This is a genomic window from Arsenicibacter sp. R0_47, assembly GCF_057652235.1.
This window is the reverse complement of the sequence record NZ_JBYFCJ010000017.1, coordinates 143,206-162,479: the sequence shown is the minus strand read 5'-3', so window position 1 is coordinate 162,479 and position 19,274 is coordinate 143,206. Positions and strand designations below refer to the sequence as shown.

General features: G+C 55.0%; 18 protein-coding genes. 12 read left to right on the top strand and 6 right to left on the bottom strand.

Annotated elements, in window-relative coordinates; genetic code table 11:
- The first annotated feature begins 308 nt into the window (after nt 1-308).
- The gene (locus tag AC23NW_RS23815; RefSeq protein ID WP_487452588.1) at nt 309-665 is read left to right on the top strand and encodes a hypothetical protein; all 357 of its coding nucleotides are present in this window, start codon (nt 309-311) and stop codon (nt 663-665) included.
- On the opposite strand, the gene AC23NW_RS23810 is transcribed toward AC23NW_RS23815, so the two are convergent.
- A complete protein-coding gene (locus AC23NW_RS23810; protein ID WP_487452586.1) occupies nt 662-3,568 on the bottom strand; it encodes a M1 family metallopeptidase in 2,907 nt (968 codons plus the stop codon). The genes AC23NW_RS23815 and AC23NW_RS23810 overlap by 4 nt on opposite strands.
- A gap of 103 nt (nt 3,569-3,671) precedes the next feature.
- Entirely contained in the window at nt 3,672-4,811 is a 1,140-nt protein-coding gene (locus AC23NW_RS23805) for a helix-turn-helix domain-containing protein (RefSeq protein WP_487452584.1), read from the bottom strand.
- A 152-nt stretch (nt 4,812-4,963) separates the two neighbouring features.
- Here AC23NW_RS23805 and AC23NW_RS23800 point away from each other — a divergent pair, with 152 nt between their 5' ends.
- Both AC23NW_RS23800 and AC23NW_RS23795 read left to right on the top strand, forming a co-directional pair.
- A complete protein-coding gene (locus AC23NW_RS23800; RefSeq protein WP_293837113.1) occupies nt 4,964-5,284 on the top strand; it encodes an ArsR/SmtB family transcription factor in 321 nt (106 codons plus the stop codon).
- Complete coding sequence (locus AC23NW_RS23795; protein WP_487452582.1) at nt 5,281-5,454, top strand: hypothetical protein; 174 nt, start codon at nt 5,281-5,283, stop codon at nt 5,452-5,454. Before AC23NW_RS23800 ends, AC23NW_RS23795 begins: the two co-directional genes overlap by 4 nt.
- A 142-nt stretch (nt 5,455-5,596) precedes the next feature.
- Here AC23NW_RS23795 and AC23NW_RS23790 read toward each other — a convergent pair whose 3' ends face one another.
- Nucleotides 5,597-8,047: a TonB-dependent receptor gene (locus AC23NW_RS23790; RefSeq protein ID WP_487452580.1), complete on the bottom strand. Its 2,451-nt coding sequence runs from the start codon at nt 8,045-8,047 to the stop codon at nt 5,597-5,599.
- Nucleotides 8,048-8,331: 284 nt separating this feature from the next.
- Between AC23NW_RS23790 and AC23NW_RS23785 the strand changes: the two genes are divergently transcribed.
- The 8 genes from AC23NW_RS23785 to AC23NW_RS23750 all read left to right on the top strand — a co-directional run bounded on the left by AC23NW_RS23785 (nt 8,332) and on the right by AC23NW_RS23750 (nt 16,838).
- Nucleotides 8,332-10,704 carry a right-handed parallel beta-helix repeat-containing protein gene (locus AC23NW_RS23785; RefSeq protein ID WP_487452579.1) on the top strand — a complete coding sequence of 791 codons (2,373 nt, stop codon included), beginning with the start codon at nt 8,332-8,334 and terminating at the stop codon, nt 10,702-10,704.
- A gap of 121 nt (nt 10,705-10,825) precedes the next feature.
- Nucleotides 10,826-11,140 carry a hypothetical protein gene (locus AC23NW_RS23780; RefSeq protein WP_487452577.1) on the top strand — a complete coding sequence of 105 codons (315 nt, stop codon included), beginning with the start codon at nt 10,826-10,828 and terminating at the stop codon, nt 11,138-11,140.
- A gap of 133 nt (nt 11,141-11,273) precedes the next feature.
- On the top strand, nt 11,274-11,489 hold the full coding sequence (locus tag AC23NW_RS23775; protein WP_293837125.1) for a hypothetical protein: 216 nt from the start codon (nt 11,274-11,276) through the stop codon (nt 11,487-11,489).
- Nucleotides 11,468-11,851: a type II toxin-antitoxin system VapC family toxin gene (locus AC23NW_RS23770; protein WP_293837127.1), complete on the top strand. Its 384-nt coding sequence runs from the start codon at nt 11,468-11,470 to the stop codon at nt 11,849-11,851. Before AC23NW_RS23775 ends, AC23NW_RS23770 begins: the two co-directional genes overlap by 22 nt.
- Before the next feature lie 40 nt (nt 11,852-11,891).
- Nucleotides 11,892-13,223, top strand: coding sequence for a DEAD/DEAH box helicase (locus AC23NW_RS23765; RefSeq protein WP_487452574.1), 1,332 nt, complete (start codon nt 11,892-11,894; stop codon nt 13,221-13,223).
- An 88-nt stretch (nt 13,224-13,311) separates the two neighbouring features.
- Nucleotides 13,312-14,454 (top strand): DEAD/DEAH box helicase, encoded by a 1,143-nt coding sequence (locus tag AC23NW_RS23760; protein WP_487452592.1) that lies wholly within the window; start codon nt 13,312-13,314, stop codon nt 14,452-14,454.
- Between the two features lie 20 nt (nt 14,455-14,474).
- Entirely contained in the window at nt 14,475-15,266 is a 792-nt protein-coding gene (locus AC23NW_RS23755; protein ID WP_487452572.1) for a 3-keto-disaccharide hydrolase, read from the top strand.
- A gap of 153 nt (nt 15,267-15,419) precedes the next feature.
- On the top strand, nt 15,420-16,838 hold the full coding sequence (locus tag AC23NW_RS23750) for a Gfo/Idh/MocA family protein (RefSeq protein ID WP_487452571.1): 1,419 nt from the start codon (nt 15,420-15,422) through the stop codon (nt 16,836-16,838).
- Between the two features lie 45 nt (nt 16,839-16,883).
- Here AC23NW_RS23750 and AC23NW_RS23745 read toward each other — a convergent pair whose 3' ends face one another.
- From AC23NW_RS23745 to AC23NW_RS23735, 3 genes are all read right to left on the bottom strand, one after another.
- Complete coding sequence (locus AC23NW_RS23745; RefSeq protein ID WP_487452570.1) at nt 16,884-17,648, bottom strand: SDR family NAD(P)-dependent oxidoreductase; 765 nt, start codon at nt 17,646-17,648, stop codon at nt 16,884-16,886.
- Between the two features lie 101 nt (nt 17,649-17,749).
- A complete protein-coding gene (locus AC23NW_RS23740; protein ID WP_487452568.1) occupies nt 17,750-18,520 on the bottom strand; it encodes a helix-turn-helix domain-containing protein in 771 nt (256 codons plus the stop codon).
- On the bottom strand, nt 18,481-18,660 hold the full coding sequence (locus tag AC23NW_RS23735; protein ID WP_487452566.1) for a hypothetical protein: 180 nt from the start codon (nt 18,658-18,660) through the stop codon (nt 18,481-18,483). The genes AC23NW_RS23740 and AC23NW_RS23735 overlap by 40 nt, the downstream gene beginning before the upstream one ends.
- Nucleotides 18,661-18,803: 143 nt before the next feature.
- On the opposite strand from AC23NW_RS23735, the gene AC23NW_RS23730 reads away from it, so the two are divergent.
- Nucleotides 18,804-19,184 (top strand): Dabb family protein, encoded by a 381-nt coding sequence (locus AC23NW_RS23730; protein WP_487452565.1) that lies wholly within the window; start codon nt 18,804-18,806, stop codon nt 19,182-19,184.
- The last annotated feature ends 90 nt before the right edge of the window (nt 19,185-19,274 follow it).

The following is a 19,274-nucleotide window of genomic DNA, read 5'->3' as shown; positions in this document are numbered from 1 at the left end:
GTCGTCATCGTTTTGTAGTTTCGTCACCACAAAAATAGGACATACTGGTTCTTGCCTTTTTTTATGAGAAAGCCCTGATTTAAAGAGAAGGTATCATATCCTGTCGATAACTTAACAAGCGAAGACAGAAAAAGACTGTATCCGGCACCCTATTATAAAATAAAAAACGGGCGTGCGACAGCTATATACGGTAACTATGTTGACGATCTGTTTACCCTCAAACAACAAACAGTCCTGAAAGCAAGAGAAATGTATTAAAAACACAGCTAACAGGCGTTGGGCATACATGAGTTTGTTAGCTGCCGCGTTTGAAAACTTCCGCCCGAAAGCCGGCTTATCACAAAACAATCTATGGGCGGAAGCTCGGGTTCTTCCGCCTGCTGACGCTAAAGACCACGGTCGATGAACGCGGCATCCGGATCAGCTACCGGCCGCTCTGGCGCACCCAACTCCGCCGGGACGAGATTCAGGATGTGCGGCTGGAAACCTATAGCGGGTTCATCGGCTATGGAATCCGGTTTACCGGCACCTACAGCACCGTCTACAATGCTAAAGGCAATCGGGGGCTGCTGATCCGGAAGAAAAACGGCCGCCGTCTGATGATCGGCACCCAACAGCCCGATGCCCTGCTGCTGGCGGTGCGGACGTATCTGGACGCCCGTTAACGCTCCTCTACCGTAACGTAAAAGCGCGTGGTATCCACCGCAAAATCATCTTCGCTCATCTGCGGAAGGGTCATCGTCTGCCATGCCGTCGTGGGCCGGATGAGTCCGTACTGCCCCGGCCGTCTGGTGACCGACACCGGCATGCGGAACCCCGGCACGTCGGCGGCCCACCGGTAACGTACCACGAGCGCGTCGGCCTGTTCCTGCAATTGCAGCTGGAGCCGTGGCAGGCCGACATGGTGCAGGTACTGGTCAAAGAACCAGCTGTAATCGGTGCGGGTTACGGTGTTGATGTACCGGACCAGGTCCTGCGTACGGATCGTCTGTTGGCGGAAATGCTGCTGAATGCCGGTCAGCAGGCGCGCCCACAGGCTGTCGTTGGCCAGCGCGTGCCGGAACGTATACAGCATCAGGCTCCCTTTGGTATACATGTCGCCGATGTCGTAATGGATGTGGTTCACGTCGGGCACACCCGCTACCGGCTCGTTGCCGATCACCTGCGGCGGGAGCGAGGCGATATAGGCCAGCTCCGCATCGTTACCGAGGATCGCTTCGAGGCAATACCCTTCTGAATAGCTCGCAAAGGCTTCGTGGATCCACATATCGGCCAGATCGCTGCAACTCACGTTGTTGCCCCACCATTCGTGCGAGGCTTCGTGCCAGACCAGCTGCCGGATGCGCAGGGAGTCGATGGCCGACAGGCTATCGGCGCGGCCGGCGGGGAGCGGGCCGAACGAAACGGCACTCTGGTGCTCCATCGGGTGGAGCGATTCCATCAGCGTAAAGCCGTCGCGCGGGAAGGGGTAGGGGCCGTAGTGTTTCTCCAGAGTGGCCAGCATTTGTTTCGTGCCGTCGAACACCCAGCCAAACGGTTTGCGGTTGTAGGGCATGGCGTAGTAGTCGAGCGTCAGGGTGTCGCCGCTGACGTAGTAATCCCGCCAGTGGGCATATTTCCCGATGTTGAGCGTGACGTTGTAGTTGTTGATCGGGTAGCTGACATACCAGTCGTATTCGGTTCGGTTGCCGGGCAGGTTGGTCGTACGGCGCAGTCGCCCGTTGGCAATCGTCATCAGCCCCGCCGGCACGGTCACCCGGATCCGCATGCTGTCGGGTTTGTCGGACAGGTGGTCTTTGTTGGGCCACCACAAACTGGCCCCCGACCCCTGACAAACGACCTGCACCCACGGATTGCCGTCGCGGTCCTGTTGCCACAGAAAACCGCCGACCATTGGCTGAGTGCGGTCGGCCTCCTGCGGCGTTCCCGAATAGTCCACCTCAATCGCTTGTTGGCTGCCCTGCGGCAGCGTTTCCGGAAAGTTCACAAATACGGCGTTATGCTCACGGGTATACGCCAGCGGCCGGCCGTTGTAGGTGATCTGCCCGATGGCCATGTTGGCATACAGGTCGAGCTGGATGGTGCGGATTGGCGCCAGCACCCTGAACCGGATGCGGTTATGCCCCGCAATTGACTTCTTCGCGATATCTACGCTGACTGCCAGATCATAGAACAGCACATCGTAGCTGCTCCGCAGGGGCGTCAGTTTGCCCCGCAGCGTATCGGCCCGCCCAAACCCGTTCTGCCGGTTGCCTAGCCGTTGTTTGGGGGCGGCGGGGGCCGGTGCGGCAGCAGGTGTCGCCGGTTGGCTGGCCGGAATGGTGTCGGACGAAAGCGCCTGCTGGATGTTGTACTGCTCCCAGAAAGCCGGATCGTTCTGATCGCCGACGATCCAGCTCATCGGGTTGCGGGTTTCGGTAATGTCGCCTTCCGCAAACGGCTCAATTCCTTTCGGCCCGACATCCGTAACGGTAAAGCTGGTGGCAACCTGCCATTTTTTGTCGGTCAGGTTGCGTTGTTTGCTGTTAATCAGGGCTTCATACCGGCGTTCGACATTGCCCAGGTACCAGCGGCCATCGGCGGGGTTTTGCCGGTAGGTGACCATTTCGCTGAAACCGGACATGCTGAATTGCAGGTGGGTCATCATCGACGCCATCTTTTTCATCAGCCAGTTGTCGTTGTTCTCGTGATCCAGCCCCTGATCGGTCAGCCGCAGGTCGCTCCGGACAAACGCCAGGGTCTCGGCGTCGATATAGACCTTGCCGGTCACGTAGCCCTTGCGTCGTTTCGGATTGGGTTGAATATCGATGACGTACAGCATCCGGTCGCCCGTCAGCACCTGTAGCGAGAACAGGTAGTATTTGTGATTCCGCTCGTTGAAGGTGTTCCGTTTGTCGTGAATAAGCTTCACAAAATCGCCGTAGAGCGAGCTGCGGGCCCCGTTGCTGAGGTTGATAAAGTCCGGCATGTTGTGGGTTTTCGGATCAATGTTCCGTTTGCGGCCTTTGAGGAGCCGGAGCTGATCCTTGCCCGCCGGCTGATTATTGGCGGATTTATAAACCGACAACACCGCTTCGTTATACCGCGCCGGCTGATTGTCGAACCGCGTGTCTTCGCGATAGAAAGCCGTAAGGGCCACAGCCGTGGTGTCGTAGTTGCGGGGGATGGCAGCCACGGCCTCGCGCAGAATGTCGGCCGCACTTTTCCGCTGCGCTTTCACCTGCACTTCCTGCAAGGCAATCGTGGCGAGTTTCAGCCGGATGGTGAGTGGGGCGCTCCCAATGCGGTCGAGCGGCAGGGTCTGCGAGACATAGCCGACCGACGAAACGACCAGCTGGCCGGTATTCTGACCGGCCGGAATTTTAAGGATAAAGGCCCCCTTTTCGTTGGAGACCGTGCCGATATTTTTGCCGTTTACCAACAGGCTGGCAAACGGGATCGGCTCTCGTTTATCGTCGCTGAGAATAACGCCCGAAACCGTAGTGATACCAGTTTGGGCACGGAGGCCGGAGCCATAGAAGGTGGCCCATAAGCAAAGCCACAGAGAAGCGATCAGGCGTAGACGCATGGCGGTCATTAGCGTTGTTTTTTTGCCAAAACACGTCCAAAATCGGGTGGCAGGCTACTCAAATCCGGATTTGAGCGCTCTTAAATCCGGATTTGCCCTGTTTTCAGGCGGTTTGTTGCTGGAGATAGGCGCCGGGGGTAGCGCCGGTCAGCTGTTTAAACGTCCGCTGAAAGGTGGCCTGCGAGTTGAATCCGCATTCGAACGCAAGGCCGGTCAGCGTCAGGTGGCTGTGGGCCGGATCGGTCAGTTTCTGCTTGAAGGCCTCGATGCGGTATTCGTTCACGAACTGGTTGAAGCTCTTGCCCAGGTGCTGGTTCAGCACGGCCGAAATGGTTTTGGCAGGCAGCTGCACATGGCGGCTGACCTTATCAAGGGTCAGTTCGGGGTCCAGGAACAGCTGGCCGGTCTCCATTGCCTGGTAGAGGCATCCGGCAACCTCGTTGGCCTGGGCTTCGGACAGCGGTTTGGCCGCTGGCTTTGGCGGGGCCGTAGCCGGTTGCATGTCGGTGGGCTGGCTGCGGGCGTGGAGGTAGCCGCGTAGGCCGAGCCAGTAAATCAGGACGGCAATCGGAATGTAGAGCGGATACCAGCCCCAGGCGTCGAGCAGGGCGTTGCGTGTCGCCGGGTTGATATACGGAATCAGGTGCATGAGCCACAGGCTCTGGAAGGCCAGAAACGCAAGCATGAACTGCCGCAGCCAGCGGACATCGGTCAGTTGCTGCTGCGGGTAGTGGCGGGCATACTGCTGTAGCCATCGGTAGGTCAGCACCACATAGGTCGTTACCGACAGCCAGCGCGGAATGTCGGCATACACGTTGTATTCGTCCATGAACCAGGCGACGGCCTCGCGGTGGCTGTAGTCAACCACACCGAGCAGCGCACCGATTATAAACCCCCAACCCGCGAGTTTACTGCCGCAGTCGATAATTACCGGCCAGAAATGGCGCTTTTCCCGCCGGCTTAACCGGAAGTCCGGATCTAAGAGCGAGCGGGTATACAACCAGATCAGCGGCCCCGCCGGCATGATCACAATCAGCGGCAGCAGATCGAGCATCAGGCTGACCCAGCCGTTCGTGACCGGAATGCCCACCGCCAGACACGCCAGTCCCAGCAAGCCGACCAGCGTACCCAGCAAGCGGTTGGCCTGCCGGTTGCCCGACCGGCTGGTCCAGAGGAGCGTGGCCAGAATAAACCCTTGCAGCGTACCGAAGAGCAGAAGCAGGTCGGGAAAGGAGATCGTCATACCAATAGCGGTTGTGAATGTATAATCTAAACGCAATAACGGAGAATGTCAATCAGGTTACCCGTACCGGCGAATAATTCTATGTAAAAATTTGCGCAACCAAATAGTTGCGCGTATATTTGCAACTGAATGATTGCAAGAGAGGAGGTTTTATGAGAAGGGATGTTTTTCAGGCCATAGCCGATCCGACACGCAGGGCCATTATCGCGCTGATTGCCCTACAGGCGATGACGCCCAACGCCATTGCCGAACATTTTGATACCACCCGGCAGGCGGTGTCGAAACATTTGCAGATTCTGACGGAATGCGATCTGCTGCGGCCGCAACAGCAGGGGCGGGAGATTTACTATCACCTCGAAGTGGAAAAGCTGAAAGAGGTAGACCAGTGGCTGGCGCAGTACCGGAGCATCTGGGAAACGCGGTTCAGCCAGCTCGACGATGTATTATCAACACTTAAACAAAATACGAAATGAACACAAACCTGCTTTTCGACTTTGTCGTAGACAAGGAAAACAACGCAATGTATGTAACCCGTTCGTTTGCTGCCGGCCGCGACCTGGTGTGGCAGGCCTGGACAACCGCCGAACTGCTCGAACGCTGGTGGGCACCGAAACCGTATCGCGCCGAAACAAAGTCCATTTAGTGAATGAGCGATTTAGTGGACAAGTAGCTGAAATGCAGTAGGTTGTTGTCTGGTGAGGCCTGATTTTGCTTAGTCGCTTACGTATCTTTATACTATTTACATCCGAAAAAGGCCGGTACTGTACCGGCCTTTTTCGGATGGCTTAAAACTCGCCTTCACCCACGTCTTTGGCCTTTTTCTTGGCCTGGCGCAGACGGTAATTGAACGTCAGGTTGATTTGCCGCAGACGGCCCTGTGAGTTGCTGTAGGTATAAAAATTGTCTCCCTCCGTAATCGACCGGAACCGGCGGGAGTTAAAGACGTCGATGACGTTGAGCGTCAGCGTGGCGTTGTTGTTCATGATGTCCTTACTCACCGCCAGATCGAGGGTTGCAATGGATTTCCGGCGGCCCTGCGGTGTTTTCTGCGGTGCTTCGTAGTTACCGCGCAGTTGCAGGTCGGTGTTTTTCCAGAACGTAAACCGCGTGGTGGCCCGCGTAAACCAGCTGTAGGTATCGCTCTGGTAGCTGACGTCGAGGTTGCTGCCGTTGGTAACGGCGCGGAAGAAGTTCATGCTGCCGTCGATTTTCCACCACTTGTAGGGTGTGTAGGAGGCCGCAAACTCGGCGCCATACGAATTTTCGGTGGCGAGGTTTTCGGGGCGGGTCGTTGAGTTGCCCAGCTCGTCTACCCGCCGGATCCGGATAATTTTGCCGTTGGTATGCCGGTAATACAGCGACGAACTGACCGACCCCTTTTCAACGTATTTGACGTGGCCGATCTCAAAGGCATTGGTAAATTCAGGGTTCAGGTCGGGGTTGCCGCTCCAGAAGTTCCGCGCGTCGCTGAAGGTCATAAACGGGCTCAGGTCGTTGTACTGCGGCCGCCGCACCCGACGGCTGTAGCTCACCTGCAACGCATGCTGACGGGGCAGGTCATACGTCGCGTGAACGCTCGGGAAGAGGTTGGCGTAGTTCCGCGGATTTACCTCATTGGTCTGCTTCAGGGTGGTGGTTACGCCCGTCCACTCGGCCCGTAAACCGGCCTGGTAGGAGAGTTTGCCGCTTTTATTGCCCACAATGCCATACAGCGCATTGATCCGTTCTTCATACAAAAAGTCGTTGGTCAGCCCCGGCAACTGAAACCAGCTGCCGTCGGGGCGTTGCTGCGTTACAGTATAATCGTTGGTCATGTTGCGGGTGCTGCTGCGGAGGCCGGCCTCAAACTTACCTTTCTGTGCAAAGGGCTGCACATAATCGACCTGCACCAGAAACTGCTTTTCGGTTTCGTCGTTGAGCGAGCGCTGCAGCTGATTCGAAAGCGGTTTGTTGGTCGGCGAATAGATTTGCTGGCCGAAATACTGGTCGGAGCTTTCCCAGTTGTCGAGGTAACGAACGTCGGCGGTCAGCTCGTGGCCCTGGCGGGTAAACGACCGTTTGTAGGTTATCGCGTATTCTGAGTTGGGCTCCGTTTCGGTTTCGTCCTGCGTCCGGTTGGTGATGGTCTGCAGGTTGTTGAGGCTGTTGATGTAGTCGAGGTAGCGCAGGTCAGTGTAGCGCTTGCCCTTGCTGATCCGCCAGGTATAGGACCCGGTCAGTACGTTTTTCGGGTCAAAAAAGTAGTCGATCCCGGCGCGGGCGCTGTTGTTCAGGCCCTTGAGCTTGCTGTTCGACGTTTGCTGGTAAATCCGCGTTGTGTCGCCGTCATACACTTCCTGATACAGCGAGCCGCGGCCGGGCGTATTCCGGAACGACGCGGTGTAGTTGACGAAGAAGTTCAGGTTTTTCCGGCGGTAGTTTACGTTGGCGGCGGCCCCGTAGTTGGTCGGATAGCCCGTAATGATGTCGAACGAGCCGTTGAAGCCCTGCTTCTGCTCTTTTTTCAGAATGATGTTAATAATCCCGCCCATGCCCTCGGCTTCGTAGCGGGCCGACGGGTTGGTGATGATTTCGATGCGTTCGATGGCACTGCCCTGCAATTGCTGCAACCCGCTGCCCCCCTTGATACTGACGAGCCCCGACGGTTTGCCGTCGATCAGAATCCGGACGCTGTTGCTGCCCCGCAGACTGACATTGCCCTCCACATCGACCGCCACCGACGGAACATTGCTCAGGATATCGACCGCCGTGCCGCCTGCGTTGGCAAGGTCTTTCCCGACGTTAAAAATCTTTTTGTCGAGGGCGAGCTCCATCGTGCTTTTTTCGCCCTGCACCACCACCTCGTCGAGGGTTTTCGACGAAACGGCTAGCTTCAGGTTGCCGAAGTTATGGGGAGCATTGGCCTTGTTGAGCTGAAAACCGGCGGTTTTGGTGGCTTTGTAGCCGATAAACTCCAGCAGGGCGTAATAGCTGCCGGCGGGGGCATCAATCGAAAAATCGCCGGATTCGGTCGTGATGCCGCCGGTGACGAACGAGCTGTCAGCCTGTTTGAACAGCCGGACGCTGGCAAACCCCAGCGGCGCATTGCTCTGTGCATCAACGATTTTGCCTTTTACTTTCAGCTTGCCGCCCTCCTGTGCCTGCGCCGTATGCACAAAAAGCGTGAAGAGCAGCAACAGCCAGCCTGAAGCAGAAACCGGTAATCGGAAAGGTATCAAGGTAAAGGATTGTTTCATCAGGGAAGTAAGTACATGCTTTCTTTGAAAAAGGAAGCTTAGCGGCATTTTACTCGTTGGCCCCCGCTTGTTTTTGCTCATAAAAAGCGGAGTAAGTAGTCTGCTAGAAGTAGGGAACACTATTTTTCCTCCCCCTAACCCCCTCCGGAGGGGGAAATCAGCCCAAAAGTCCGGCTCTGATCGCTTTTTACGTAAACAAAGGCCTTGTTTTCATATGAATATTCTGTTGATCAGTATCTTTACTGTGCTAATCCGTTTATTGACTACGTAAACCGTTAACACCGTTGAAACATCTCTATCTTATCTTAACATGCCTCGGTCTGTTCAGTCTGAACAGCATGGCCCAGACATCCTGCAACTGTACCGTAACCATCACGGCCGGAGGGATGTACCAGAACGCAAAACTAAAAGTACAACCCGGACAGACGGTCTGCATCCAGGCCGGCCATTACGATGGCATCCGCCTGGTGGGCTTCGTCGGGACGGCGGCTAACCCTATCCGGATTGTGAACTGCGGTGGTCTGGTCGGCCTCGGCTCCGAAACCAGTAATTACGCAGGCCTTGAAATTCAGGATTCTAAATACATCGTTGTCAGTGGTTCGGGCGACAGCGCGATCCCCTACGGCTTTAAAATCGACAAGTCAAAGTCAGGCGTGGCGGCGGTGTCGGTCAGCGGCATGAGCTCAAATTACGAAGTGGAGCGGGTCGAAGTGGCCAAAGCCGGGTATGCGGGCTTTTTCATGAAAACCGACCCCGCCTGCGACACCACGGCGAACTACCCCAACTTCACGATTTACGACGTGAAAATCCACGATAACTATATTCACCATGCCAGCGGTCCGGGCATGTTTCTGGGTAGCGGTTATTCAATGACTACCGGCCGGACAATCAGCTGTAACGGGGTGAATAAGGTGGTGTATCCGGCGCAGACCTATGGCATGCAGGTATACAACAACCGTATTGAGCGGACGAGCAGCGCCGCCCTGTGGGTGAATAATGCACCCGATGCGAGTGTACACGACAACACCATGTTGTATAACAACCTCGGGTCGGTACCCGCGGGATGGCAGGTGGGCGGATCGGCCGCCTGTGGCTGCGATTACACCATCACCAAAGCGGGCACCTACAACAACTGGCTGCTGGAAGTCGCCCCGGGCAAAAAGGTCTGTGTGCAGTCGGGCCTGTACGACAATATTACGCTGACCAACTTCGAAGGGTCACCAACGCAGCCGATCCGGTTTGTGAACTGCGGCGGCCAGGTATTGGTGCAGTCCAGTGCAGCTACCAGCACGGTGCAGGTAAAACGCAGCCGGTATGTTGCCCTGAGTGGTACGGGTGATGCCGCCTATCCATATGGTTTTAAGATCAATAACCTCAATACGGGCGGTAATATGGGCATTGCGGTCGGCGACCTGAGCTCAGATGTAGAAATTGACCACGTGGAGATAGCGAAGGCCGGTTTTGCCGGCATCATGGCCAAAACCGATCCGGGCTGTGATTCGGCGACGTGGCGGTCGAACTTTACGATGTATAACGTGAAGGTCCACGACAACTACATACACGATGTTGGCGGTGAGGGGTTGTATATCGGCAACTCGTTTTTCGGCGATGGCATGACCGTGACCTGCAACGGTGTGACGAAGCAGGTGTATCCGCACCTGATCTACGGGCTGGAAATCTACAACAACCGCATCGAACGGAGTGGGGCGGAAGGGTTACAGTACGGTTGTGCGCCCGACGCGAAGGTGCACCATAACTGGATGAAAGACACGGGTATTTCGCCCTTTGCCAGCTACCAAAACAACGGGTTGCAGGTAGGGGGTGGTGCCGGCGGCGATTGCTACAACAACACCATTCTGAACGCCTCGGGGATGGGCATTATCGTGGTTGGTCACTGGGGAAATAACCGGCTGTTCAACAACGTGATCAGCCAGACGGGCGGCGACGGGATTTTCTGCGACGAACGGACGGGCTCGTTGCCAAACACGTACGTACAAATGATTAATAACACCATTACCGGTTGCGGCCGCGACGGTATCCGGTTGTATAACCAGATCAATAGCAATACCATTGCGAACAACGCGATTACCAATTACGGAACCAGTGGACCAGCGCCCAGCAACGGCTATGTTGGCAAGGCGTTTGCCTTCCAGCAGGGCGCAACGGCCACGATGCTCAATAACTACACCGTGGCCGCTACGTCGGCGGCTGGTTTTGCCGATCCGGCCAACGCAAACTTTGCCTTACTGCCTGGTTCACCGCTGATTGATGCCGGGGCTAATGCGGCGCAGTGGGGCGTAACGGTTGCCCAGCTGGATGTGGTCCGTCCGCAGGGCGGCGGCTACGACATCGGCGCCTTTGAGTTTGTGCCGCAGGGCGCGCGTGAAGCAGCCGGGCTTTCGGCCGAAACCACGGCCTGGGAGGTGCAGGCCTATCCGTCGCCGGCGCAGGATCAGGTAACGATCCGCGTGCCGGAGGGGGCTTACATCCGTGAGATTGAAGTGTATTCGTTGCAGGGTAAGCGTATCCGGACCGTGCAGCTGCCTGGTACTGCCACGACGCATACCCTGACCACCCGTGACTGGCCAACGGGTCTGTACCTGTACATGGTGCTGACCAGCAAGGGGCATTTGCAGGGGCGTTTGCTGAAACAATAGGCAGTTGCCGGTAGGATAACGAAGGGCTGTGCGTGCGCAGCCCTTTTTTGTTTATTGACCAAACAGTAGGTTGCCGGCCGGTGTTAGGTACGTAAAGTTCCACCCAACTAACTGATGTGGTATGAGACGTGCGGTAGTGATTTCGATTTGGTTGGTAAGTGCCTCCTTGGTTTGTTACGGGCAGCGTGATACGGCACGCCCTGCTCCGGCGCCGGCAAATCCGCCGATTATGACACCCGGTATTGATTCCCCGATTTCGGCCCCCGGCACAATGCTGCAATCATCGGCCCGGACGCAGCCGGAACGCCCTGTTCGCCGGAAACGAAAAGGAAAACGAGGTATCCAGATCGAGCCGCTGAGCGATCCGCGCGGTTTTGGTGTCGCGATTCCGATCGGAACTGCCAAAAAGGATTCGTTGCGGAAAGAAAAACCGTAACAACAGCCGGTAAACCGCTTTGTTTCCGGAGTAGAGCAAAATCGTTATCTTTAAGGAGTGATTACCAGCCCCGTTGTGCTGTCCCTGCGGCAACTGAACGGGCTGCGTGATTGTTTACGCAAAAAAGAAGCGGATGGATACCCTATTGATTGAATTAACAAACCCGAAAGCATTTGATCTTGTAAAAGATCTGGAAGCGCTTAATGTTCTGCGTATTATGAGTCGGCAGACAGTTGAATCGTCACGACTTTCAGAGCGCTTTGCCGGAAAACTTTCGGCTGATACTGCGAAAGCGTTACAGCAACATATCCAGCAAAGCCGCAGTGAATGGGAAAGCCGGGATATTTAATTGACAGCAATGTTGTCACTGACTACCTGGCGGGTCTGTTACCTGAGCACGGAATGGAATTTATGCACCCGATTATCGATGCGGTGCCCCGGATTTCGGTCATCACACGTATTGAAATACTTGGGTTTAATACAACAGAATATGCGTTGATTGCCGATTTTGTGGAACATTCTATTGTATATGACCTGACAGAGCCTATAATTCTGGAAACAATTTCTCTTCGGAAAAGCCGGAAAATCAAGCTTCCGGATGCTGTTATCGCAGCAACGGCAAAAGTCTGCGGGTTGAAATTGATTACTCAGAATGAGTCTGACTTTCTGGGAGTTAAAGGCTTATCTGTGTTGAATCCGCACAAACGATAAACGAAAAAGGTTACCTTTGCAGGCTCAATTGCTTACGAACATGACCTTCGAGGAGTTAAATCTTAATAAACCCCTGCTCAACGCCCTGAATGACCTGGGCTATACAACCCCCACAACCATTCAGCGGAACGTGTTTTCGGTCGTGATGTCGGGGCGGGATGTATGCGGCATTGCGCAGACTGGTACCGGCAAAACCTTTGCCTACCTCTTGCCGATGCTGCGCCTCCATCAGTTTGCCAAAGACCGCCTGCCCCAAATGCTGATTCTGGTGCCCACGCGCGAACTGGTGACGCAGGTGGTCGAATCCATCCAAAAGCTCAGTACCTACATGAACCTGACGGCAGTCGGGGTATACGGCGGCGTGAACATGAAACCGCAGCAGGCTGAATTACAGGCCGGTGCCGATGTGGTTGTCGGGACGCCCGGCCGCTTGTTTGACCTGGCGCTGAACGGCTCCCTCAAACTGAAAGCCCTCAAGCGGGTCGTGATCGACGAAGTCGATGAAATGCTGAATCTGGGCTTCCGGCCGCAGATTACCCGTTTGTTTGACCTCATGCCCGCCAAACGCCAGAACCTGCTGTTTTCGGCGACGCTGACCAGTGAGGTAGAAGCGCTGCTCGATACTTACTTTGCCAATCCGGTTCGGGTGGAAGCCGCGCCGGCCGGTACGCCCCTCGACAATATTGCGCAGACAGGCTATGAAGTACCCAACTTCAATACCAAAATCAATCTGTTACAGTGGTTGCTGAAAACGTACGACGAAATGACCAAAGTGCTGGTTTTCGTCTCGACCAAGCAACTGGCTGATCAGCTCTATGAACGTTTGTCGGTGCTGTATCCGGAGCGGGTCGGGGTTATTCACTCCAACAAGGCCCAGCAGCACCGGTTTACCAGTGTCCGTCAGTTTCACGAAGGCACCTATCGGGTGCTGATCGCGACAGACGTAATCGCCCGGGGGATTGACGTGGCGGAGGTAACGCACGTGATCAACTTCGATTTGCCCGAACAGCCGGAAAGCTACATCCACCGCATTGGCCGGACGGGCCGCGCCGACCGGAAAGGCATTGCCATCAGTCTGATTACGGCGCGTGAGGAAGACGAACAGGCAGCAATCGAGGCACTGATGAACTACCAGATTCCGATTACGCCGCTGCCCGACGACCTGGATATTTCGGACGTGCTGCTGCCGGGCGAGATGGAAAAGGTGCAGATGAAGATGCCGAAGCTGAAAGTAGCGCGTCCGGAAGACGGGGGCGGGGCTTTCCACGACAAGATTGCCAAAAACAAAAAGGTGAACGTGCGCCGGAATCATGCCGAAGAAATGATGAAAAAGTATGGCCGGCCCATCCGTAAAACCAAACCGAATAATTAATTACCGCAGCCAACCGGCTGATTAACAAAACTGCCTGACTATGGGTCGCTTGTCGCGGACCGGTAGCCAGGCGGTTGCTCGTTTACCTATGTCATTTTCATCCCTTGGTTTATCGCGGCCGTTGCTGAAGACAATTGCCGCCCAACAGTATACAAACCCGTATCCGATTCAGGAGCAGGCCATTCCGGCCATTTTGCGGGGTCGTGATATTTTAGGTATTGCCCAGACCGGCTCGGGCAAAACGGCCAGTTTTGTGCTGCCTGTCCTGGAGTATTTTCAGGGCGAACGCATCGGCCGGAACCGCTTTGTGAAGGCGCTGGTGCTGGTGCCGACCCGCGAACTGGCAGTGCAGGTGGCGGAGGTGTTTCAGACGTTCAGCGCCAATCTGCCCCGGAAGGTAAAGACACTGGCGGTGTACGGCGGGGTGTCGATCAATCCGCAGATGATTGCCCTGCAAAACACCGAAATTGTGGTGGCCACGCCCGGCCGTTTGCTGGACCTGGTTTCCTCGAACGCACTGCGGCTGTCGTCAGTTGAGATGCTGGTGCTGGACGAAGCCGACAAAATGCTGAATCTGGGCTTTGAGGAGGAGATGAAGCAGGTTTTTGAGCTGTTACCAACCAAGCGTCAGACGCTGCTCTTTTCGGCAACCCTGGGCGATGCGGTCGATAAAATTCAGGCCAATATCCTGAAAAGTCCGCTGCGGATCGACGTCACCGAGGCCGCTCCTGATCTGGAAACCATCCGGCAGGTGGCGTACCGGATTGCGCCGGAGCGTAAGGGGCCGTTTCTGCGGCACCTGATTAAGACGCACAACATGCGTCAGGTGCTGGTATTTGTCTCCTCAACGCGCACGGCCGATAACGTGGTTGGTAAGCTGAATAAGAATGGCATTAAGGCCATCGGCATCCACGGCGACAAGGCACAGACGACGCGGCTGGAAGCGTTGCAGCAGTTCAAAGACGGCAAGGCTACGGTGTTGGTATCTACCGATTTATTGTCGCGGGGAATTGATATTCAGGAGCTTCCGTTTGTGATTAACTATGAGCTGCCGCGCTCGCCGAAAGATTATGTACACCGTATTGGCCGGACAGGCCGGGCGGGTGTCGAAGGCGATGCCATTACCCTGATTTGTCCGGAAGACGAACACCACTTTAAGATTATTCAGAAAAAGATGGGCAAGCGGGTCGAAATCCGCGAGTCAGAAGGGTTAGATTTGACCGGCGAGTAAGCTTTTAGGGAAAACTAACCATGATGGAACACACAACTCAACGCGTATGGCGGGGCCTGGCCCTTGCGCTGGTATCGGCCGGATTCAGTTTATCGGTGCAGGCACAGATCGGTGTCGGTGCGAAAGCGCCCAAAGATGCTGAGGTCTTATTTGACGGCAGCCGCAAGATGCTGGACGAAAAATGGACGTACTGGGAGGGTCCCCGGCTGGCAGCGTCGTTGCCCATCAAATGGAAAATTGAAAAAGACCCTGCGGGTGCCGGAACGGTGATGAACACCAACGATCCGGCCGCTGCGGGTGGGAAATATGGTGCAGCCGACATCGTGACGAAGGAAGCCTTCCGCGATTTCCGGCTGCACATTGAATTTTATATCAGCAAACCCGGCGGTAACAGCGGGGTCTATCTCCAGAACCGCTACGAAATCCAGGTACTCGACGGCGATACAACCTCGCACGGCCTGGGAGCGGTAATCAACGAAACGCCGTCGCCCTACTATGCCTACAACGGCGTCGGCAAGTGGAACGCCTACGACATTGTATTCCGCGCTGCCCGGTTTAAAGACGGCAAGCGGGTCGAGAATGCGCAGGTGACCATGTACTTCAACGGTAAAAAAGTCCACAAGAATCAGCCGATCAGCCAGGTGTGGGGCGGCCCCAACTCAGGGATCGACGGCGGTAATGACGGGGGCAAGGGTATTACTGACACCCCCGGCGGGCTGAAGCTACAGGCTGAGGGGCACGATGTGCTGTACCGCAATATCTGGATTAAACCGCTTGATCTGAAGGCTGCCAATACCGATTTTTCAAAGTAAACAGCGTGTGCGTCGCAGGCGTACAAAAGACGGGTAAAGCCTGAATCTGCCATATAAACGCAGTTTTTTTCGGCTGAAGCTAGTATTTTATTAGATTGCTGACGTATTACACAGTTAGACGAGTTATATATTAATTACCTCCTGCCTTAATAGATGCGTAAACAGAAATTGAATACAGCCAATTCCCGCCGGTCGTTCCTCAAAACGCTGGGTGTTGCGGGTGCCGCAGCGACAACCGCGCCTGCCGCGCTGGCCGAAACTGCGAAAGCTGCCGAAGTAGGGGCGCCTCAGTACCTGAATCTGGTGAAAAGCCATGCGAGTACGGCTGCCAACGAAAAAGTCCGGATCGCGCTGATCGGTACGGGGGGCATGGGTATCGGTGATACACAGACAGCCCTGATGGTCGATGGTGTTGAAATGGTGGCCGCCTGCGATCTGTACGACGGCCGTCTGCGCCGGGCGAAGGAACTGTGGGGCGATCAGATCATGACAACCCGCGATTACCGCGAAATAATTGAACGTAAGGATATTGATGCGGTTATCAACGCTACGACAGACCACTGGCACGAGAAGATTTCGTCGGATGCAATGCGCAAAGGCAAGCACGTATACTGCGAAAAGCCGATGGTGCAGAAGGTGGCCGACGGACATACCCTGATTAAGGTTTCGAAAGAGACGGGTAAGGTGTTTCAGGTGGGCAGTCAGTTTGCCAGCTCCATTCTGGTGTCGAAGGCGCAGGAGCTGCTGAAAGCCGGTGAGATTGGTGAAATCGTGTTTGCCGAAGCCCAATATGACCGCCACAGCGCGATGGGTGCCTGGCAATATTCGGTTCCGCCGGATGCGTCACCGCAAACCGTAGACTGGGATACCTACCTGGGGAGTGCGCCGAAACGGCCGTGGGACCCGCTCCGGTTCTTCCGCTGGCGGAATTATCAGGACTATGGCACGGGTATCGCCGGTGACCTGTATGTGCACCTGCTGACCACCTTGCATACTATTACCGGTTCGAAAGGCCCTAACCGCGTGTATTCGAGCGGGGGAATCCGGTACTGGAAAGATGGTCGTGATGTACCTGATATTCAGCTGAGTATTTATGATTATCCGAAAACAGACGTACACCCTGAGTTTAACCTGACCACCCGCGCCAATTTCGTGGACGGCGGGGGCGGCGGCTACCTGGTGCGTCTGGTCGGTACCGAAGGTGACCTGTCGCTGGGTTGGGATACGGTAACGGTTCGCCGGAACAAATTCCCGAAAGCACCGGGCATGTCAATCGACAATTTCCCGAAGGATCAGAAAGAACAGTTCCTGGCACAGTACAACAAAATGTACCCGTCACGGCCGGAAATGGAAGGTCCGAAAGAGTTTAAATACAGCGCGCCGAAAGACTACAAAGGCGACCGGTACGAGCACTTTGTGAACTTCTTCAACTCCATCCGGACGAATGCGCCGAATATCGAAGATGCCACCTTTGGCCTGCGTGCCTGTGGTCCGACACAGTGCGGGAATATGAGCTACTTCCAGAAGAAAATTGTTGGCTGGGATCCGGTCAATATGCAGATTCTGGGTTAATTACAGACCGTACAGGATCGCCCGGCGATCCTGTACGGTTTTTTCTTAGATAAGAATCCCGCCGGCTACTTCAATGCGCTGGGCGTTGACCCACCGGGCGTCTTCCGAACACAGGAAGGCAACGACCCCGCCAATGTCTTCCGGCAAGCCCACGCGGCCCAATGCTGTCAGCGAAGAGAGCTGCCGGTTATACTCCTCGTTATCACGGACGCGACCCCCGCCAAAATCAGTTGCTACCGGACCCGGCGCCACCACATTGGCCCTGATTCCGCGTGCGCCTAATTCTTTGGCCATATACCGCGTCAGTACCTCAACCGCGCCTTTCAGCGAGCCGTATACCGCCGAGCCCGGATACGAGAAACGGGCCAGCCCCGACGAAATGTTGACAATCCCTCCGCCGTCGTTCATGATCGGCAACAGCGTCTGAGTCAGGAAGAAAACGCCTTTGTAATGAACGTTGGTTAACTGGTCAAACTCCGCTTCGGTGACCTGCCCGAGCGGCGTATAACCTGCAATTCCGGCATTGTTGATCAGAAAATCAAAGTGGTCGGTACCAAATGTGGCTGCCAGCGTATTGGTCAGTTCACCGGCGAATGTGCTGAAGCCGGCGATATCGCCGGCATTCAGCTGAAGCGCGGCGGCTTTCCGGCCAAGTGCCTGAATGGCGGCGACAACGGCCTGTGCTTCGTCCTGACGGCTGTTATAGGTCAGGATAATATCGGTTCCTTTTTTGGCCAGACTCAGGGCCATGTCTTTACCTAAACCACGGCTGCCGCCGGTTACGAGGGCAATTTTGCTGCTTGCTGTCATTGTGTTTGTGTTTATAAATTGGTGACACAAAATTGCAGCAAAACTGTCCCCCGCTGTTTGCAAACATCAATCGATTAGTTGCGAAAATCAAATTATGCTCGTCAGGACCGGAAGGCGACGGGCGATAAGGTCGTCTGTTTGCGGAAAAAATTAGAGAAATGGGCGACTTCTTCAAACCCGAGGCTGTAGCTGATTTCGGAGATAGTCCAGTCGGTTTGGCGGAGCAGAATCTTAGCTTCCTGAACGATGCGGCTACCGATGATTTCCGTTGTGGTTTTGCCCGTGTTTTCCTTCAGGACCTTGTTCAGGTGGTTGACGTGCACCGACAACCGTTCGGCATAATCCTTGGCTGTCCGCAGCCCCAGCTGCTGCCGGGTCGACTCAATCGGAAACTGACGCTCAAGCAGTTCGACGAAGAGCGACGAAATACGGGCCGAAGCTGTATGGGTCGGGTATAAAGATGTGGCCGGTTGCAGTTTCTGGCCGTAATGGATCAGTTCCAGCACGTACGTCCGCAGCAGGTCATACTTATACGCATAGTCGGATGCGATTTCGCGGTGCATTTTCCGGAAAAGACCCTTGATTTCGTCAGCCTCTTCATCTGACAGCTGGAAAACAGGATAGCCGCCGGGTTGATAAATAGGTAGTTCATCCAGCGTGATACCGCTTTTGGCCGGTATCATAAACTCGTCCGTAAACACGCAGAAATGCCCGGACTGGTCATCTTCAAGCGAGGTGTAGTTATAGGGGATTCGGGGCGTAGCAAACAGGAGTGCATTTTTCTCAATGTCGATCACCTTGTCGGCATATTCCGCGCGGTTATGACCGCAGATCAGGCTGATTTTGTAGTAGGCCCGCCGGTTATACGGCATCGGAGCCGGCTTTTACCGTCGCGTTTCCGGTACATATCGGCGATTGCAAACACATTGAAGTGACCGATTTCCTTGTTGATGCCTGCCGGAATGAGTTGTGCGGTTTCCTCGTAAAAATCCTCAATGGTTCTGACTTCCATAGCCTGTTGCCGGTTGTAAAATTCAAATATACGAAAAATGTAGCGTGTGTGTCAGTGGCAGGTATGAACGAATGGTTAACAAATTTGTTAACAGGGAGAAAAAAATCCGGTTAACTTGATCCGTAAACGCTTTCTAGTCAATCATGAACACAAAATCCATTCTTCTGGTGTTGGGTATAGTTTGCAGCCTGACATTGTCCTATGCACAGACGCCGCCTCAAAAAGTATTACGGCATGTGGTAACCGTTACATTCAAACCTACAGCACCGGCTGCCATGATCAAAGCCGTTGATGCGTCTTTTAAGAACCTGGGTACAAAACTAAAGATGACCCGTGGCTACGAATGGGGCATTGCGCCGATGGATGCCCGAAACAAGGACATCAGGCATGTGTATATCACCACATTTGCCTCCGAAAAAGACCTGCAGGCCTATGGAGCCTCACCCGAACACCAGAAACACATCAAATTGGGGGCTTCCGAAATTGCCGGTGTGCAGGCCGTCGATTTCCTGGTTGAAAAATAAGGCTGCAACACATGGCCACCCAACCGTGTTTATCGGGTAGAGACGCAATATTTTGCGTCTCCTCAACCGGCAGGATTCGGGTCATAGCTG

What these genes read in the sequence shown, in the direction of transcription:
- AC23NW_RS23810 (WP_487452586.1), bottom strand. Translation starts at nt 3,568, where the DNA reads ATGCGTCTACGCCTGATCGCTTCTCTGTGGCTTTGCTTATGGGCCACC.
- AC23NW_RS23770 (WP_293837127.1), top strand. Translation starts at nt 11,468, where the DNA reads ATGGGAAAGCCGGGATATTTAATTGACAGCAATGTTGTCACTGACTAC.
- AC23NW_RS23760 (WP_487452592.1), top strand. Translation starts at nt 13,312, where the DNA reads ATGTCATTTTCATCCCTTGGTTTATCGCGGCCGTTGCTGAAGACAATT.
- AC23NW_RS23795 (WP_487452582.1), top strand. Translation starts at nt 5,281, where the DNA reads ATGAACACAAACCTGCTTTTCGACTTTGTCGTAGACAAGGAAAACAAC.
- AC23NW_RS23730 (WP_487452565.1), top strand. Translation starts at nt 18,804, where the DNA reads ATGAACACAAAATCCATTCTTCTGGTGTTGGGTATAGTTTGCAGCCTG.
- AC23NW_RS23740 (WP_487452568.1), bottom strand. Translation starts at nt 18,520, where the DNA reads ATGCCGTATAACCGGCGGGCCTACTACAAAATCAGCCTGATCTGCGGT.
- AC23NW_RS23800 (WP_293837113.1), top strand. Translation starts at nt 4,964, where the DNA reads ATGAGAAGGGATGTTTTTCAGGCCATAGCCGATCCGACACGCAGGGCC.
- AC23NW_RS23755 (WP_487452572.1), top strand. Translation starts at nt 14,475, where the DNA reads ATGATGGAACACACAACTCAACGCGTATGGCGGGGCCTGGCCCTTGCG.
- AC23NW_RS23735 (WP_487452566.1), bottom strand. Translation starts at nt 18,660, where the DNA reads ATGGAAGTCAGAACCATTGAGGATTTTTACGAGGAAACCGCACAACTC.
- AC23NW_RS23790 (WP_487452580.1), bottom strand. Translation starts at nt 8,047, where the DNA reads ATGAAACAATCCTTTACCTTGATACCTTTCCGATTACCGGTTTCTGCT.
- AC23NW_RS23780 (WP_487452577.1), top strand. Translation starts at nt 10,826, where the DNA reads ATGAGACGTGCGGTAGTGATTTCGATTTGGTTGGTAAGTGCCTCCTTG.
- AC23NW_RS23765 (WP_487452574.1), top strand. Translation starts at nt 11,892, where the DNA reads ATGACCTTCGAGGAGTTAAATCTTAATAAACCCCTGCTCAACGCCCTG.
- AC23NW_RS23745 (WP_487452570.1), bottom strand. Translation starts at nt 17,648, where the DNA reads ATGACAGCAAGCAGCAAAATTGCCCTCGTAACCGGCGGCAGCCGTGGT.
- AC23NW_RS23775 (WP_293837125.1), top strand. Translation starts at nt 11,274, where the DNA reads ATGGATACCCTATTGATTGAATTAACAAACCCGAAAGCATTTGATCTT.
- AC23NW_RS23750 (WP_487452571.1), top strand. Translation starts at nt 15,420, where the DNA reads ATGCGTAAACAGAAATTGAATACAGCCAATTCCCGCCGGTCGTTCCTC.
- AC23NW_RS23805 (WP_487452584.1), bottom strand. Translation starts at nt 4,811, where the DNA reads ATGACGATCTCCTTTCCCGACCTGCTTCTGCTCTTCGGTACGCTGCAA.